We start from the raw sequence: 15,597 nt of genomic DNA on the forward strand, positions 1-15,597 counted from the left end.
ATTTAGTGGGTTTGAGTGGTGAACAGTGTTCCGACGTGCTCTCCAGCCAGAATGTTAAACAGGATAGATAGGTCGTAGCCACTGGCCAGAACCATCTGCTTTTTGGCTTCCATGACGATTTGGGCAGCATTCAGCTTGGTAATCATACCGCCGGTACCGAATTTTGTGCTGGAATCCTGTGCCAGGGCCAGGATATCCTCGTTTATTTCAGAAATCGTATCGAAGCGTCTGGCGTCAGCATATTTCATCGGGTTCTTGTCATAAAAGCCGTCAATATCAGACAGCATGACGAGCAAGTCGGCATCCGTCAGTTCCAGAACAATGGCTGACAGGGTGTCGTTATCGCCAAAGCGGGTCAGGTGATCCAGTTCTTCAACGGAAACCGTATCATTCTCGTTCACGATGGGAACGACCTGTTTAAGCAGCAGCTGCTCAAAGGTGTTGACAGTGTTCTCACGGCTTACCGGATAATCTGTGACATCCTTGGTCAACAACACCTGCCCGACCTGGTGTCCATAGTGATAGAAAAATTTGCTGTACAGACTCATCAGCTCTGTCTGGCCGATTGAGGCAATGGCCTGCTGCTCAGGAATAGTCACAGGCCTTTCCGTCAAATTCATACGGGCCAGGCCGACACCGATGGCCCCTGAAGACACGAGGATGATTTCCTTTCCCTGGTTCTTCAAATCGCTCAAGACAAAAGAGAGTTTTTCCATCTGCTGCAGGTTGATGGCTCCGTTGGGATACATGATTGTACTGGTCCCGACTTTGATGACTATACGTTTACTTTCTTTGATGCTTTCTCTCATGGTTTCCATCATAAAATTCATCCAATCTGTTGCATAAGTATTTACTATATTAATACAAGTTCCTTTACTTCTCAATAGTATAACAAGTTATGCCCGGGAAAGCTATATAGCCAACAGTTTTAAGCTTATTCGGCTGTTGGACTGACTGTAACAGATAGGGTGGTCAAGTTCAGTCACAAAAATAAGGAACAAAGGAAAGCCAGTAACCGAACGATAGCGTTTGAAGAAGCTGAAGGGGCGTGAACTGAGTACATTATCCAAGCGGTCGAGTTTAGAGACCGTTGTGTGTGTAGGGACAGCATATATAAAACAGGAGAGTGATATTTTCAGACAAAAACCACCAGCATCAATCTGGTGGTTTGTATGTGCCTGCTAAAAAAAGGAGGGGTCAAAGGACAGTTCTTGAATAGAGATGTCCATGTCTAAATCTTGTGGACCATTGACTGTATCTATATGTCCTGAGAAAACAGTTTCCATCGTATCCAATGAGAGAACCTGAATAAGGGAACGACTTTCTGTAGCTATACTAATGTCTTCCGTCAAATATAGATGTCCGTTTGTCAAATGGATATTCTCATTAAATTCTAGCCAAGGGAAAATATCATGTATTCTACCTATCGAGCTGGTCGCCATCACCGTGGATCCCAGTTCATTCAATTCTTGGGTATCAAAGGCCCATTCGTACCAGACCGCCTTTTCTCCCTGAATATTTCCAGTGATAATTCGTTCCAGTTCACTGAGTACGACCATGTCTCCCTCCTCAAAATCAGGCATTTCTTTGAGCGTGTTTGACTGTGTATCGTATATATAATAACTATCAATGTGGTATTCGATTACGTTGCCAAATGCATCTATCTCTCCCGTCTGAAGACTACGAAAAGGGATATAGCGTTCCGTTTTTAATCTCGAAGAATCAGCCTGAATCATGTCGGAACCTGTCAGGCGATTAATGTCAGCAACTGGGCTTAGTTCTTCTTGAGGCTGATCGAAATCAAAAGCATAAATTAGCCAGCTGTGTTCACTGTTGCCTTCAGGAACGCCGGTAGTGACAAGAGTTAAAGCAGAGTCGTCAACATAGGTTGCTACAACGTTGTGATTCGCTCCACCTGTTAGTAAGGCCTCAAATGTGGTTTCTTCCTCTGTTTCTTTGTTGAAATGTGAAATGAATACGTGTTCGTCAGGAGCAGCTTGCCAGTTGGTATTCGACTGAGTAGCTGTATAGTAAATAGAGGTCTCCGTTTCTGTAAAAAGACTTAGATGTCGAGCTTTACCGCGCATGAATGAGCGATAGTCCCTGACATAACGGTTCATACCTGGATTGTACTGATAGTCCAACTGCTGTATCAGTGGCTGATCGGTGCGAAAAGTAAACTCACCTTCTTCAAACTCAAAATGAGGAGCATATATCGTTCTGGTAGAGCTAAAAGCGTAGCCCGTAAAATTCACACCAGATAATTCATCAATATGTCCTTCGTCTGTGTAAAATTCCAAAGAGAGAGAAGACTCTTGCGAGCGGAACTGATAAAATACCAGTCCAAGCAGAATGACGATGGAAAAGAATGCAAAGCTGAATAGTTTAGAATATTTAGTCATACAACTGATCCTTTCTATACAGTGATTTTTTTGTTCAGTAAGAAGCGACTGATCATGATAGATGTAAAAGAGATTAGCCCCAGTGAAAGGACAGTCAATATCAAAAGCTCTGAGTTATACAGGTAGTAATGGTTACCTATAAGTTCAGGTAGAAAAGCTGGAAACAGTGCAATCAGTAAGGTAATTAAGACATAAGTTATGCCTATTAAGATTCCTTTAACTGAAAAACTTCTTTCCAACAGAATCACTGTAAAGGTGACATGCAGGAACACAAGGCCGATTCCATTTATTGCAAGAAATATCCAGGGTTCTAAAGGCAAGATATAATAGAAAAAGGGATGCATACTCAATGCGCTAAAAAAGCTCATATGTCGCAGCCATTCACTTGGAACAAGAGCTGACATAAGGTTAAAACCAAATATTAACGAGACAATCTGTATCGCTATCAAGGTGAAAATTGAAACATATATGACAACAAATTTGGAATAAAAAATGTGCATACGTGGGATAGGCAACATCAGTAGGCGGTAAGCGAACGTGTTTTTCCCAAGCCATTCTCTGTACCAGATAAAAAAAGCGTATAGGAGTAGTGCGCTGACTCCTAAAGCAATGGGACCCAAAATCCAGGATGTTTGAAGAATGTCGTAAAAGGACAGCTCACCATAAACCTCTAGTGCTTGCTGCTCTGTTACCGAGTTTTGCACCATGTAGGCATTTATCCTGTCTGTAAAGCGTAGCGGAATCAGTACATAGCCAATCATATTGGCCACTAGGGTCACCCCAATCAGTGCATACAAAAATTTAGACAGGCGGTCGAGTTCAAAAGCTGTTAAGTTTAAAAAAGCCTTCAGTGTTTTTTTCATCCGTTATAAACCTCCCTCATAACGTCGATTACAGACTTGCCTTCTGTTTCACGCATCACTTCTGCATTGAATTCCTTATAAATTTTGCCTTCATCGAGCAGGATCACTTTATCCAGCAGATGCTCGATATCATTGATCTCGTGGGTAGTAATGAGGACGCCCCGGTCCTCGACCAGATAGCTGCTGAAGACTTCAGTGATCTGTTCCCGGGTAAAGACATCGATGCCGGAGAAGGGTTCATCCATCAGTATGTAGTCGACATCCAGTGCCAGGCCTAAAAGCAAGTTAACTTTAGCCTGATTTCCCTTGGACAGATCATGGAGCTTGTCAGAGGGGTTTAAACGGAAAAAGGTGACGATATCCTTGGCGCGCCTAGCGTTCCAGGTGTCGTAGTAGTCAGCCATAAAATCCATGCTTTCCTGAACGTTGTAGTGAGGCAGAGAAATGGCTGCATCCGGAATAAAGGCTATTTTATTGTAGAGGGAGGAAGTCAGCTTTTCACCGTCAATGCTGATTTTTCCTGATTTGAGTGGTGTCAAATTCATAATCGCATTGAGGATGGTCGTTTTTCCTACGCCGTTGACGCCGACTAGGCAGCTGATTTCTCCTTTGTTGACCGTGAAGGATACCCCATTCAGCACTTTTTTTCGTCCAAACTGTTTATGGATATCTGTGATTTCAATCATTTTACATCCTTCTTTCTGTTTGACAGTTCTTCCTGGATCATTGGCATCAGGTCTTCAAGTGACAGGTCGATTGGGTCGATTGCCGATACAAAACGGTCGATCGCCTGGTTCAGCCACTCTTTTTTCAACTGCTTCAGTACAGCCGGATCTTCAGTTATCCGGCTCGGTCGGTTGGTTTCAGTAAATAACAAGCGCTGTTCCTCCATTTCGCTGTATGCACGCTGGACAGTATTGGGATTGATCTTCAGCTGATTGGCCAGCTGACGCCGGGAAGGCATTTCTTCGCCGGGCTGCAGGTCGCCTGACACCATCTGCTTTTTTAGATGGGTGATGACTTGCAGATAGATGGGATCACGTTTGTTAAAGGTCACGTTCAATGACAGCACTCCTTTCGATAGAAGTGTACTAAGGGATTAATACACATAAGACAGCAGGATACTCAACTGACTGACCGTCATAGAGAGTCTGAGCGCCTGTCTCATGTGTATTATATGTTTAATACACCCAAAGTGTCAACGTTTATTTAAATAAAAAATCCCGTCTTTTTTCAGGCTGTATACAGCGCTAAAAAAGACGGGAAAATGTGTGCTTATTTATTGAAACGCAACAGGCGGCCGGACAGCTTAGGCTGTTTTTGGACACCCGTCAGTTCGCTCTTGAGGGCGTAGTAGGAGCCCAGAAGTGGGAAGAGAGCAGCGACCCAGGCCAGTGGATTGGATAGGCCGACACCGATGAAGCCCAAAGAGCGGGACAGGATCAGTGCGGCTCCTACACGGGCAAATAGTTCAAACAGGCCGGCCAACGTTGGAGCAGTGCTTTTACCCAAGCCTTGAAGTGTATAGCGGTGAATAATGAGCAGAGCCAAAAGGGCGTAAAAAGTCGAATTAGTCATAAAATATAGGCGGGACATATTCAAAATCTCCATGTTTTCTGAACCGACGAACAGGCTGGTCAGCTGGCGTCCGAATAAAATCAGGAAGGCGCCCATGACAAAGCTGTATCCCAGGCTGACTTTAATGATTTTGGACACCCCTTCCCAGACTCGGTCGAGCTGCCCGGCGCCGTAGTTTTGAGCTGTATACGTCGCCATGGTCACGCCGACAGCCATCAGTGGCTTTGTTGCCAGAGCATCGATTTTTTGAGCAGCTGTGGTAGCAGCTACGGCTTCCGATCCTAAGGTATTCAGAGTCATGGAAACAGCGATCATGCCAATAGCGATCAGTGAAGTCTGGAAGCCCATCGGAAAAGCAATAGCTGCGTGTTCTTTCAGCTGCCGGATGCCAGCTTTCCAGTCTTCTTTATAAATGCGGAAAGTCGGGACATTTTTCCAGATATAAACCAGACCGATTAGTCCGGACACAAACTGGGAAATAACGGTTGCCAGACCCGCTCCGCCCACACCCATGTGCAGGACCAGGATAAAAACCAGATCCAGGATCACGTTTAAAACCGAAGCAATGGCCAGAAAGACCAGAGGGGCCCGCGTGTTGCCGACAGCTCTCAAGGTGTTGGAAACGAGGTTGAACAAAACGACGCCAATCAAGCCGGAAAACATCATCGTCAGGTACTCGTTGGCATAGTCGACCAGCTCTACCGGCGTATTCATGAAAGCCAGGATCTGATCACGGAAAGTCAGTGCCACAATTGTCAGCAGTACGCTGACAGAGCCGGACAGGATGATACTGGCAGCCAGATTCTGCCGGATGGCTTCTTCATCTTTCCTGCCGAAACGCTGAGCGGTCAGCACAGCCAAGCCGGATGTCAGACCGATAGCCAAACCGAGAAACAAAATATTAATACTGTTAGTCGAGCCGACAGCCGCAAAAGCATCGACACCGAGTGTCTGACTGATGATGTAGGTATCTGCCATTTGGTAAAACTGTTGAAGTAAATTGCCGAAAATAAGCGGAAGTGTGAAAAGTATGATCAACTTTAAGGGACTCCCCTTGGTCATATCCTGATTAATAAATAACTCCTCCAAATTAGTGTGTAGATAGTATAGTAGTAAGTTTTCATTTAACGTTTTCATTGATAGCTGTTTAATGAACCTTTTGACTAGTATAGGTACTTACAAAAATTTAGCAAGGGGATTTACTGTAAAAACATGACAATTTTTTGAATGGATTTCAAATAGGAGCCGAGGGTGCGTTTTCATTGCTGGTACAGCAACAAAGTTCATTTTTGAAAATAATTAAGATAATGTTGCCAAATAGTGAAGGATTAAATATTCATTAGAGAAAGAAAACGGTCTGCTCATGTCAAAGTCAGATTTCCTGCTCTTAAACGCGGATAAGAGCCGTCGCCCTTAAATGGTAAAGGAATTGTTATTGTCATGTCTATGAGCCGATGTGCTATACTTGTATGCAGGAAAGAATTGGTGAACAAGTGGTTGATTTGAGCTTTTACGCAAATAATCCTATCTGTGCTGTAGTGCAGTTGAGCAGCCTTTGCCTGCCGGCGTTTCTTTCCTTTAGAAAACGTAAAGAAAGAATCATACACATAAACATGACAAGTGTTTCATGAAACTTAACGAAATGAGTGAATAGACATGACGTACAAGCACAAGGCAGTCGTGCTGGGTTGTAATTACTATATCGGCCTGAGCCTGATCCGCTCTCTAGGCAAGGAGGGCATCCACGTAGCGGGTGTCCATTATCAGGAAGAAGGAGCTTATGCCTTCAAGTCCAAATACCTGTCGGAAAAAATTATTGCTCCTCATTATGAAAAAGAAGAAGAACGTTTCAAGGATTTTCTGATCGAATATGCGAAAAAAGAAAGCCACAAGCCGCTGCTGTTTCCAAGCGCGGATCCTTACGTTCTGTTCATTGACAAGTATTTTGATGAACTGAAAGAGTACTTTCTGATCAATCAGACGCAAAAAGGTTTCTGGAGCGACATCATTGACAAGGATGCGCTGTATCTGCTGGCTGAAAAGCACAATGTACGCGTACCTAAAAGTTTCGGGTCAGAAGAAGAAAATCTGGTGGAAAAGGTGGAGGCGGAACTGGGCTATCCCTGTATCATCAAGCCCTTTGATTCATCCACGTTTGTATCGACTTTCAGAAGAAAGCTGTTCAAGGTCAATAGCCGAAAAGAACTGCTTCAGAGACTGGCAGAAATCAAGGAAAAGAATATCGCTGTGGCGGTGCAGCAGCTGGTTCAAGGCTTTGATGATCATATGTACACGTTTGATGCCTATCTGAATCAGGACGCAAAAGTGACCCACTGGGTGACGGCACAGAAGCAGCGCCAGTATCCGATTAACTTCGGAGCTTCGGTCTATATCAAGCAGATTTATGTGCCAGAACTGGTCGAGATTGGCAAGCCGTTTTTGGAAGCAATCGGCTACAAAGGATTTGCCGAAATCGAATTTAAAAAAGATGCTGAAACCGGTGACTACTATCTGATTGAAATCAATGCCCGGACGACAAACTTTAACCAGATGTTGGTGGAACTGGGCTACAATATGCCCCTGCTGGCTTATAAGGAGCTGACGGGTGAAGCAATCGGGCAGAAGCAGCTGAAGGAAACAACCGGACTGGGCTTCCATTATATGTATGAAGACATCCATGCTTCAAAAGGCTACATCCGCTCCAAGCAGCTCACTGCACGAAACATCTTGAAAACCTACACTGAAAAAAGAGTAGGGGCTATCTGGGACAAGGATGATCCAAAACCTGGGATGGCCTATCTGGGTCTTTTAGCTGGAAAAGTGAAAAAGAAAATTACCGGCTGACAGATAACTAAAGCAAAATGAATATAGAATTAAAAAAGGAGAAAGACATATGCGTTTAGCGGAATTACTGAATGCCATTAAAGTAGTGGAGTCCAAAAATCAAAAAGACCAGAACATCAGCACGGTGGCATATCATTCAAACAAAGTGGAAAAAGATTCACTTTTTGTCTGTATCAAGGGCTACCTGACGGACGGACACCATCATGCTGCAGGTGCAGCTGAAAGAGGTGCGGCGGCACTGATTGTGGAACGTTTTCTTCCAGAAGTGGATTTGCCGCAGTATCGGGTGGAAAACAGCCGGGAAGCCCTGGCTGCTTTGGGAGACCAGTATTATGGCCATCCGTCTAAGGACCTGACTATGATTGGAATCACAGCGACTAATGGCAAGACATCGACCTCTTTCATGGCTAATGCCATTCTAGAGGAAAACAAATGGAAAACCGGTCTGATTGGCACGGTCATGGTCAAGTACGGCAAGACACTGGTACCCAGCGTCCTGACGACGCCGGAATCACTGGACCTGCACGGGTATCTAGCTAAAATGAGAGACGAGCAAGTCTCGCATGTGACAATGGAAGTTTCTTCTTCTGCCTTGGATCTCAGCCGTGTCGGAGCCGTTGATTTTAATATCGTGGCTTTAAACAATATCAGCCGCGAGCATATCGATCTGCACGGGTCTTTTGAAGAATATTATAATGCCAAAGCGAGCCTGATTAGAGAGGCCAGCCCCGAGCAGTTTGCTGTCCTCAACCTGGATGACGACTATTCCGCTTCCCTGCAAGAGCAAACGGAGGCATCCGTAGTGACTTACGGCCTGAAAAACGACTCAGGGCATCTGCATTGCTCGAATCTAGATATTGCCAGCGGCCGGGGATCTTTTACGGTAACCATCAACAAGCCGTTCAAGACGATTACGGGCGAAACAGTGAGTGAAACAAGCTTTACTGTCGATTTGTCGGTTGCAGGTTTCCATTCCGTCTATAACGCCATGTCGGCAATCACTATTGGTCTGATCAGTGGCGTGGATATTGAAACGGTCCGCTCCGGCATCCGAAACTTTACTGGTGTAGAGAGACGTTTCCAGTTTATCTACGAAAATGACTTTAAAATAGTAGATGATCATTTTGCCAATGCGGGCAATATTGAGGTTACCCTGGAAACCTTAACTAAAATGGACTATGAAAAACTGCACGTGGTTTATGCAATCAGAGGTAGCCGAGGGGTCACGACTAACCGTGAAAATGCCGAAACATTAGCTAAATGGGCACCCCAGCTGGGACTGAAAAAAGTGATTGTGTCCTTGAGTGAGTCACATGTGATCGGCAAGGATACAGTACTGGACGAAGAACTTCAGGCGTTCAGGGAAGAGATGGACAAAGTGGGTGTCGAGATTGAGCTGCACAAGGAAATGCCCGAAGCACTCCAGTCGAGTTTGGATCAGGTGGCAGAAGGAGACGTTATTCTGCTGGGAGGCGCTCAGGGAATGGATTTTGGCGCGAAATACATCCTGAACCAGCTGGCAGATATGCGTCCGGACCTGGACCGCGAAGAACTGACTCGACCGCTCAAACAGCGTGTAGCGGGGATCGATGAATCTTTCTTGCACCAATGAAACGAAGGTATGCATAGTGACAAAAACCGGAATCAGCTGGGTAGTGACTCGAGTGTGTCTTTGTTTTCAGTGTAAATGACAAACAAGCCGAAAGAACTGTGCGAAATCCGTGCACGTCCTTTCGGCTTGTTTGTTCATCATTAAGACACAAAGAAGCTGGATCAATTTTTGTTCTTCATGTTTATTCGGTTTTAGCTGCTGCCTGAGCGTTGTCGGTAAAGCCAGGAGCACTGTTGCCTTGCTCCAGGACAATGGCTGCCCGGCCGGAAAGGCTGCGTTTAGTGGAGCGATAGGCAATCAGAAGTGGGACAAAGGCTGCCAGCCAGGCTAGCGGGTTGGCTGCAGCGGCTCCCAGGAAGCCTAGGGGTACGGACAGGAAAGCGGCCGCTGCAATTCGGGCCAGCAGTTCGCCAATTCCGGCTACCGTAGGGGCCAGACTGTTTCCAAGCCCCTGCAGGGTATGACGGTAGATGAAAATAAAGGACAGCAAGGCATACAGGGTCGCATTGGTCAGAAAGTACAGCTGGATCATCCGGATCACTTCAGCCGGAGCGTCGGCTCCTACAAAGAGTGTGGCTAGCTGTCTGCCCCAGATGAGCAGAATCAGACCAATAACCAGACTGTAGGCTACACTCATTTTGAGCGCCTGATTGACACCATACCAGATACGGTTCAGCTTACGTGCCCCATAATTCTGGGCTGCGTAAGTCGACATGGTTAGACCAAATGACTGCAGAGGCAAAACCGCCACAGCATCAATTTTCTGAGCAGCTGTATAGGAAGTGACGGCTGACGCACCCAGCTGATTCAAAGTAATGGTGATAATGATGGCGCCGATAGCTATAATGGAATATTGAAAGCCATAAGGCAAGCCGATACGCAAATGTTCTTTAAATTCGGTTAAATCCCGGTGCCAGTCTTCCTTGTAAATACGCAGGATGGGTACTTTTTTCCATATATAGATCAGACACAGCAGGCTGGAAGTAATTTGCGAGGTAACGGTAGCCAGAGCCGCTCCCCGTATACCCATGCCGAAGCCGAGGATAAAGACATAGTCTAAAATGATATTCATCAGCGAAGTGACAATCAGAAAGTACAAAGGTGTTTTGCTGTCACCGATGGCTCTGAGCAGGTTAGACAAAAAATTGAAAAAGACAACAGCGCCGATTCCCCTAAAGAGCATACTGAGGTAGTCATGGGCGTAGGCATATGTCTCGTCGGGCGTTCGCATAAGCGTTAAAATCTGATCGGTCAAGCGAGTCGTGACCAAAGTCAGCAGCAGGCTGATGGTCGCTACAATGATCAGGCTCGTAGCGAGGTTTTTCCGAAGTCCTTGCTCATCTTTTTTGCCGAAGCGCTGAGAAGTGATGACTGCCAGTCCGGCTGTAATCCCGATAGCCAGTCCGAGTATCAGAAACTGCAGGCTTAAGGTGGATCCAATTGCAGAAAAGGCAGTCACCCCGATGGTCTGACTGACAATAAAGGCATCCGCCATATTATAAAGCTGTTGAAACATGTTACCAATCAGCAGGGGAATCATGAAACGAACAATCAGTTTAATCGGGCTACCCGCTGTCATATCTTTTTTCATTGCTTGTCCTCCTTGTGGAACTGCACAAAAAGTGACACTTTGTCACTTTTGAGGCGTGTAATGCCGGGGATTTGAAATAATAAGCACCTCGTTATTATAGCCTGAAAATTTCAAATTACAAGAGGGGAAAAGAAAGTATTTAAGGATAATGCTAGTCACCTGTCCTTGCTCAAGTTGCTGAGCTATTTATTCTATTTATATCCCTGCAAGTTTGCTATACTCTATATAATCCTCGAAGCAGTCTGTTTCAGGTGAGAAGGCTTCGACGCACAATTCAAATCATTTAAATCGGCAGCATGGCAGCTGATTTAAGATAAAAAATAACCGAGGTGAATAGAATGGATCATACGATAACAGAATCAGTAAAAGCAGAAAGCTTGAAGACGCTCAAAAAGCTCATCAGCATTCCGTCCGTTAATACAGTAAACGGGAACGAGCGTGCTTACCCGCCGTTCGGCAAGGGCATCGACCAAGCACTTAAAGAAACTCTTGCGATTTGTGACAAGTTAGGGATGGATACCTTTTACGATCCCGAAGGCTTTTATGGCTTTGCGGAATGTGGTGATGGGGATGAAACAGTCGGTGTGCTTTGCCATTTGGATGTGGTTCCCGGAGGGGACGATGACAAATGGGATAGTCAGCCTTTCGAAGCCAGCCTAGAAAACGGTGTACTTTACGGCAGAGGGACACAGGATGACAAAGGACCGACTGTCGCTGCTTTGTACGCTCTGAAGTCCCTTATGGATAAGGAAGTAACCTTTAAGCGTAAAGTTCGCTTCATTTTCGGGACAGACGAAGAAATCTTGTGGCGCTGCATGGATATGTATAAAAAGCATGAAACTTTGCCGGATATGGGCTTTGTGCCAGACAGCAATTTTCCGCTTACTTATGCCGAAAAAGGGTTGATGCAGGTCAAGCTGACTGGTCCGGGAGCTTCGAAACTCAAGCTTAAATGCGGTGAGTCGCCCAATGTCGTTCCGGATTCAGCAGCCTATACACAAGGGGATGCAGATAAACTGTCGGCTGTTCTTGAGCAGATGGACATTCCTCATGAAGTTGATGGTCAGACTGTTACCGTTCAAGGTAAGAGCGTACACTCCAGCCAAGCACAGGATGGCAGAAATGCTATTTCACTGCTGGCAAAAGGACTGGTGGGCTTTCAGCCGCACCCAGCCATTTCCTTTATCAGTGAAAAAATAGGGATGGAAACCAATGGTTTTTCTCTATTCGGCGAAGTAAAAGATGAGATTACAGGAGAACTGACCTTGAATGTCGGCCTACTTGAAATCAATGACCACTACTCCGAAGTGACCCTGGATATTCGCATGCCGGTTAGCCAGGAAAAGGCCTCTATCGAAGAAAAGCTGAAAGAAGCGGCTTCCCGCTATGGCTTGGATTATAAGGAGTATGACTATTTACCGTCCTTGCATGTGCCGCTTGAAAGCGACCTGGTCCAGACTTTACTGGCTATTTACCGTGACCATACAGGGGATCAGACAGAGCCGGGCACGTCCGGCGGAGCCACCTATGCCCGGTCTATGCCGAATTTGGTTGCTTTCGGAGCCCGCTTCCCGGACAAGGTAAGCCTGGCTCACCAGGAAAATGAGCACATCGAGCTAGATGACTTTTATAAGGCCATGATGATTTACTCAGACGCTCTATTCCGTCTGGCTTGTGAGCCGGGTAATGGAGAATTGGCTGAAGACTAGACCAGTCACCATGTGAATACAGTAGTCTCCGGTAATGAATGGAGAGCCTTGCTTTTATGCAAGTGAACCACAATGGACAGGAGTGACAGGCATGACAGAAAAATCTTCACCCGTACTGCTGGAAGGTGCGGGTGTCAACGCAAATGTTTTAAAAGCTATCGCAGTCAGTGCCATGTTTATCGATCATTTTTCGCATCTGATCTCAGATTTTGGTACCCCTGAACGCTGGATCGCTCATCTGATTGGCCGACTGGCTGCCCCATTGATCTGCTATCTGATTGCTGAAGGGCATTATTATACATCAAGCAAGTCCCGTTATATCTGGCGACTGTTTCTTTTCGCCCTGGTATCGCACGTCCCATATAATCTCTATTTTGGTTTCGGTTTATTTGGGGGCACGAGCATCATCTGGACATTGATGCTAGGGCTGATTGCTCTGAGCGTTATAAAAAATGACAAGCATTCAGTGCCTTTGAAAGTGATTATTTTAGGCCTTACCCTTATGCTTTCAATGCCTGCCAATTGGCACTATATTGGTGTGCTCTGGATTGTAGTTTTTGGCCTTTACAGGGATCATTTCAGGCTGAAGATGCTAATGTTTGCACTTGTAGCCTTGGTTTTTTATATCGTACCTGGGCTGCAGGATATGGGGATGTATGCCAGTTACCGTTTTGGCTCATTACTCGCGATTCCACTATTTGTGCTGTATAACGGCAAGCCCGGCTTAAAAAACAAATTTACGAAATGGGTGTTTTACTGGTTTTATCCGCTGCATCTGCTGGTTTTAGCTTTCATCCGCTTTTTGATGTAGAGGCCGGTATAAAGCGGGTGCTGCAGCTGATATAGCTGGCCACATCTTAAAGGAGTTTGCCTAGTGAAAAATAACGAGACATTTTTAAAAGGTTTGATTGGCATACTGAGCGTGCTGATTCTTGCAGGCATACTTTTTTTGCTTAGCCTCAGTTTTAGGCGACCGGGTGAGAGTGAACAAACTGAACCGGAAGACATGGCAGAAACCGTAGAAACCGGGCACGAGGGAACAGCAGATGAAACGAAGCCAACTCCGTCGCTGCCAGTCTTCTACAATGAAGTATTTGAACTCCCGATCATTGGAGCAGCTGGGTATACATCAATTGCACAGAGTCTGTATGCTGAAGGACACGAGGAAGCCCGTCTGATTGACGTGCTGGAACCGGGCACTCCTTTTGAGGTCCGTGAAGAAAACGGCAGATGGTGGCGGATCAGAACAGCTGATCAGGAAGGCTGGATGACGCATCGTCAGGCTTTCGTGAACCTGCCTGATGTGGTACCGTCAATCATCTACAAGCACGCTAACAGTCAGGGTTCGCTTTTTCAGTCGTCCTTTGTTGACTTGCCAAACGTTACAGGCCAGGCCATCAGCAACATGATTGATCACAATGACCGCCTGGGAGAGAGCGAGTATATCTTTCCTGTTCTTTACAGTACGGCGCAAAAAATAGCCGCTGCCCAGCAGCTGGCGCTTAAAAATGGGGACACACTGATTGTCTATGAGACTTACCGTTCACAGGCCAATAGTGAACGGGTCCGGGAGTCTTTAGCCAAATTGGTTGAAGAAGATGAAGCAGTCAAAGCGGGAGTCACAAAAGCGCCATGGAGTATCGGCTGGTTTATTCATTCTTCCATTTCTAATCATAATCGAGGAGCAGCTGTTGACCTGAGTCTCGGCCAGGTGAATGCGGTGGAAGAGATCAGAGTGGGAGACTTTCTTGCGGTTGAAGTGACGGATTATACGGAGTATGCCATGCATACGCCTATGCATGAATTGAGTTACCGCTCCGCTATCTTTACAGAACCTATCAGTTCAAGAGATGCAGAAGGCTGGCGTGAAATGGAGATCAATCCTGAAGCGACTCAAGCCTCAGTAGACTTGAAAGAATACATGGTATCAGCAGGCTTCACGCCTCTGGCATCCGAATGGTGGCACTTCAATGACTTGGCTGCTTTGCAGGATCTAGGTGTAGTGGATCCAAAACAACCGGCAGACAGCCAAGAGAATGAAGCGGGCATTGGAGATTTTGACATAACAGAGACACTGAACAGTCCGCCTGTCTGGCAGGAAGTGGAGGATGGTCTCAATTAAATGCTGCATCCGGCTAGACTGGCAAGGGTTTGCGGTCTGGTTTAGCCGCATATGATCTTTAAACGAAATGAGTGAGATGATGGACAGTAAAGAACAAGTAATCGGTGTGCTGGGCGGCATGGGACCACTGGCTACGGCCAGTTTTTTCACCAAGCTAGTAGAAGCAACCGAGGTGAAGAAGGATCAGGATCATTTCAGAGTGATTGTGGACAGCAATGCCAAGATTCCTGACCGGACACAGGCCATTCTTTACGGAGGAGAATCGCCTGTAGCCAAGATGATAGAGACAGCACACAACCTGGAAAGAGCCGGAGCAACTGTACTGGTTATGCCCTGTATTACAGCACATTACTTTCATGAAGAGATAGCGGAGCAGGTGTCCGTCCCTTTTTACCACGTGCTTAAAGGGCTGAGTGATTATTTGGACAGCCACTACAGTCAGGTCAAAAAAATCGGAGTCCTTTCAACAACGGCAACGAAGGAAAGTAATCTGTTCCAGCGTTTTATCGAAAATAAAGAGGTGATCTTCCCGGATGCTTCCGTTCAGGAAAGCCATGTCATGGAAGCAATCTATGGGGATAATGGGGTTAAAAGAGGCAACAGAGGCGCTCACCCGAAAAAACTGCTGAAAGCGGCAGCAGACAAGCTCATAGAAGATAAAGGCTGTGAGCTGATTATTGGAGGCTGTACAGAAGTAGAGCTGGCCCTGGATTCTAAAGATATCAGTGTGCCTTTCCTCGATCCGATGCAAGTGGCGGCACACGTTATGACCCGCCAAGAAGCGGACATGTACTCCAGATATTAACAGCTTTACTCCCAACGTAAGAAATAATCGAAAGCTTTTTGCTTGTCCCCTGGGTACGTGGGGATAGTCGA

At 46.0% G+C, this 15,597-nt stretch carries 13 protein-coding genes; 6 read left to right on the top strand and 7 right to left on the bottom strand.

Annotated features, from left to right (window positions below; genetic code table 11):
- Nucleotides 1-2: 2 nt before the first annotated feature.
- The 6 genes from proB to ADIAL_RS08900 form a co-directional block, all read right to left on the bottom strand.
- Nucleotides 3-809: a glutamate 5-kinase gene (proB, locus tag ADIAL_RS08875; protein ID WP_034302823.1), complete on the bottom strand. Its 807-nt coding sequence runs from the start codon at nt 807-809 to the stop codon at nt 3-5.
- Between the two features lie 372 nt (nt 810-1,181).
- Nucleotides 1,182-2,402, bottom strand: a complete 1,221-nt coding sequence (locus tag ADIAL_RS08880) for a hypothetical protein (protein ID WP_034302763.1) — start codon at nt 2,400-2,402, stop codon at nt 1,182-1,184.
- Between the two features lie 14 nt (nt 2,403-2,416).
- Entirely contained in the window at nt 2,417-3,265 is an 849-nt protein-coding gene (locus ADIAL_RS08885; protein WP_034302765.1) for a hypothetical protein, read from the bottom strand.
- Nucleotides 3,262-3,951 (bottom strand): ATP-binding cassette domain-containing protein, encoded by a 690-nt coding sequence (locus ADIAL_RS08890; RefSeq protein WP_034302767.1) that lies wholly within the window; start codon nt 3,949-3,951, stop codon nt 3,262-3,264. Before ADIAL_RS08890 ends, ADIAL_RS08885 begins: the two co-directional genes overlap by 4 nt.
- Nucleotides 3,948-4,322, bottom strand: coding sequence for a GntR family transcriptional regulator (locus ADIAL_RS08895; RefSeq protein ID WP_231492153.1), 375 nt, complete (start codon nt 4,320-4,322; stop codon nt 3,948-3,950). Before ADIAL_RS08895 ends, ADIAL_RS08890 begins: the two co-directional genes overlap by 4 nt.
- Before the next feature lie 218 nt (nt 4,323-4,540).
- On the bottom strand, nt 4,541-5,881 hold the full coding sequence (locus ADIAL_RS08900) for an MATE family efflux transporter (RefSeq protein ID WP_231492148.1): 1,341 nt from the start codon (nt 5,879-5,881) through the stop codon (nt 4,541-4,543).
- A gap of 618 nt (nt 5,882-6,499) precedes the next feature.
- On the opposite strand from ADIAL_RS08900, the gene ADIAL_RS08905 reads away from it, so the two are divergent.
- Together ADIAL_RS08905 and ADIAL_RS08910 are read left to right on the top strand one after the other, a co-directional pair.
- The gene (locus ADIAL_RS08905; protein WP_034302773.1) at nt 6,500-7,687 is read left to right on the top strand and encodes a carboxylate--amine ligase; all 1,188 of its coding nucleotides are present in this window, start codon (nt 6,500-6,502) and stop codon (nt 7,685-7,687) included.
- A 49-nt stretch (nt 7,688-7,736) separates the two neighbouring features.
- Nucleotides 7,737-9,299 carry a Mur ligase family protein gene (locus ADIAL_RS08910; RefSeq protein ID WP_034302776.1) on the top strand — a complete coding sequence of 521 codons (1,563 nt, stop codon included), beginning with the start codon at nt 7,737-7,739 and terminating at the stop codon, nt 9,297-9,299.
- A 181-nt stretch (nt 9,300-9,480) separates the two neighbouring features.
- Here the strand turns inward: ADIAL_RS08910 and ADIAL_RS08915 are convergent, their stop codons facing one another.
- Nucleotides 9,481-10,890, bottom strand: a complete 1,410-nt coding sequence (locus tag ADIAL_RS08915; RefSeq protein ID WP_034302779.1) for an MATE family efflux transporter — start codon at nt 10,888-10,890, stop codon at nt 9,481-9,483.
- A gap of 338 nt (nt 10,891-11,228) precedes the next feature.
- On the opposite strand from ADIAL_RS08915, the gene ADIAL_RS08920 reads away from it, so the two are divergent.
- The 4 genes from ADIAL_RS08920 to ADIAL_RS08935 all read left to right on the top strand — a co-directional run bounded on the left by ADIAL_RS08920 (nt 11,229) and on the right by ADIAL_RS08935 (nt 15,526).
- The gene (locus ADIAL_RS08920; protein ID WP_034302782.1) at nt 11,229-12,599 is read left to right on the top strand and encodes a Sapep family Mn(2+)-dependent dipeptidase; all 1,371 of its coding nucleotides are present in this window, start codon (nt 11,229-11,231) and stop codon (nt 12,597-12,599) included.
- A 91-nt stretch (nt 12,600-12,690) separates the two neighbouring features.
- Nucleotides 12,691-13,410, top strand: coding sequence for a TraX family protein (locus ADIAL_RS08925; protein WP_051503839.1), 720 nt, complete (start codon nt 12,691-12,693; stop codon nt 13,408-13,410).
- A 63-nt stretch (nt 13,411-13,473) separates the two neighbouring features.
- Entirely contained in the window at nt 13,474-14,721 is a 1,248-nt protein-coding gene (locus ADIAL_RS08930; protein WP_051503840.1) for a M15 family metallopeptidase, read from the top strand.
- A 79-nt stretch (nt 14,722-14,800) separates the two neighbouring features.
- Nucleotides 14,801-15,526 carry an aspartate/glutamate racemase family protein gene (locus tag ADIAL_RS08935; protein WP_034302784.1) on the top strand — a complete coding sequence of 242 codons (726 nt, stop codon included), beginning with the start codon at nt 14,801-14,803 and terminating at the stop codon, nt 15,524-15,526.
- Nucleotides 15,527-15,597 lie beyond the last annotated feature (71 nt).

This window comes from Alkalibacterium sp. AK22, assembly GCF_000585255.1.
Lineage (GTDB): Bacteria > Bacillota > Bacilli > Lactobacillales > Carnobacteriaceae_A > Alkalibacterium.

Coding starts and splice junctions, on each gene's coding strand:
- ADIAL_RS08920 (WP_034302782.1), top strand. CDS start 11,229: ATGGATCATACGATAACAGAATCAGTAAAAGCAGAAAGCTTGAAGACG.
- proB (WP_034302823.1), bottom strand. CDS start 809: ATGAGAGAAAGCATCAAAGAAAGTAAACGTATAGTCATCAAAGTCGGG.
- ADIAL_RS08880 (WP_034302763.1), bottom strand. CDS start 2,402: ATGACTAAATATTCTAAACTATTCAGCTTTGCATTCTTTTCCATCGTC.
- ADIAL_RS08925 (WP_051503839.1), top strand. CDS start 12,691: ATGACAGAAAAATCTTCACCCGTACTGCTGGAAGGTGCGGGTGTCAAC.
- ADIAL_RS08890 (WP_034302767.1), bottom strand. CDS start 3,951: ATGATTGAAATCACAGATATCCATAAACAGTTTGGACGAAAAAAAGTG.
- ADIAL_RS08885 (WP_034302765.1), bottom strand. CDS start 3,265: ATGAAAAAAACACTGAAGGCTTTTTTAAACTTAACAGCTTTTGAACTC.
- ADIAL_RS08915 (WP_034302779.1), bottom strand. CDS start 10,890: ATGAAAAAAGATATGACAGCGGGTAGCCCGATTAAACTGATTGTTCGT.
- ADIAL_RS08910 (WP_034302776.1), top strand. CDS start 7,737: ATGCGTTTAGCGGAATTACTGAATGCCATTAAAGTAGTGGAGTCCAAA.
- ADIAL_RS08935 (WP_034302784.1), top strand. CDS start 14,801: ATGGACAGTAAAGAACAAGTAATCGGTGTGCTGGGCGGCATGGGACCA.
- ADIAL_RS08905 (WP_034302773.1), top strand. CDS start 6,500: ATGACGTACAAGCACAAGGCAGTCGTGCTGGGTTGTAATTACTATATC.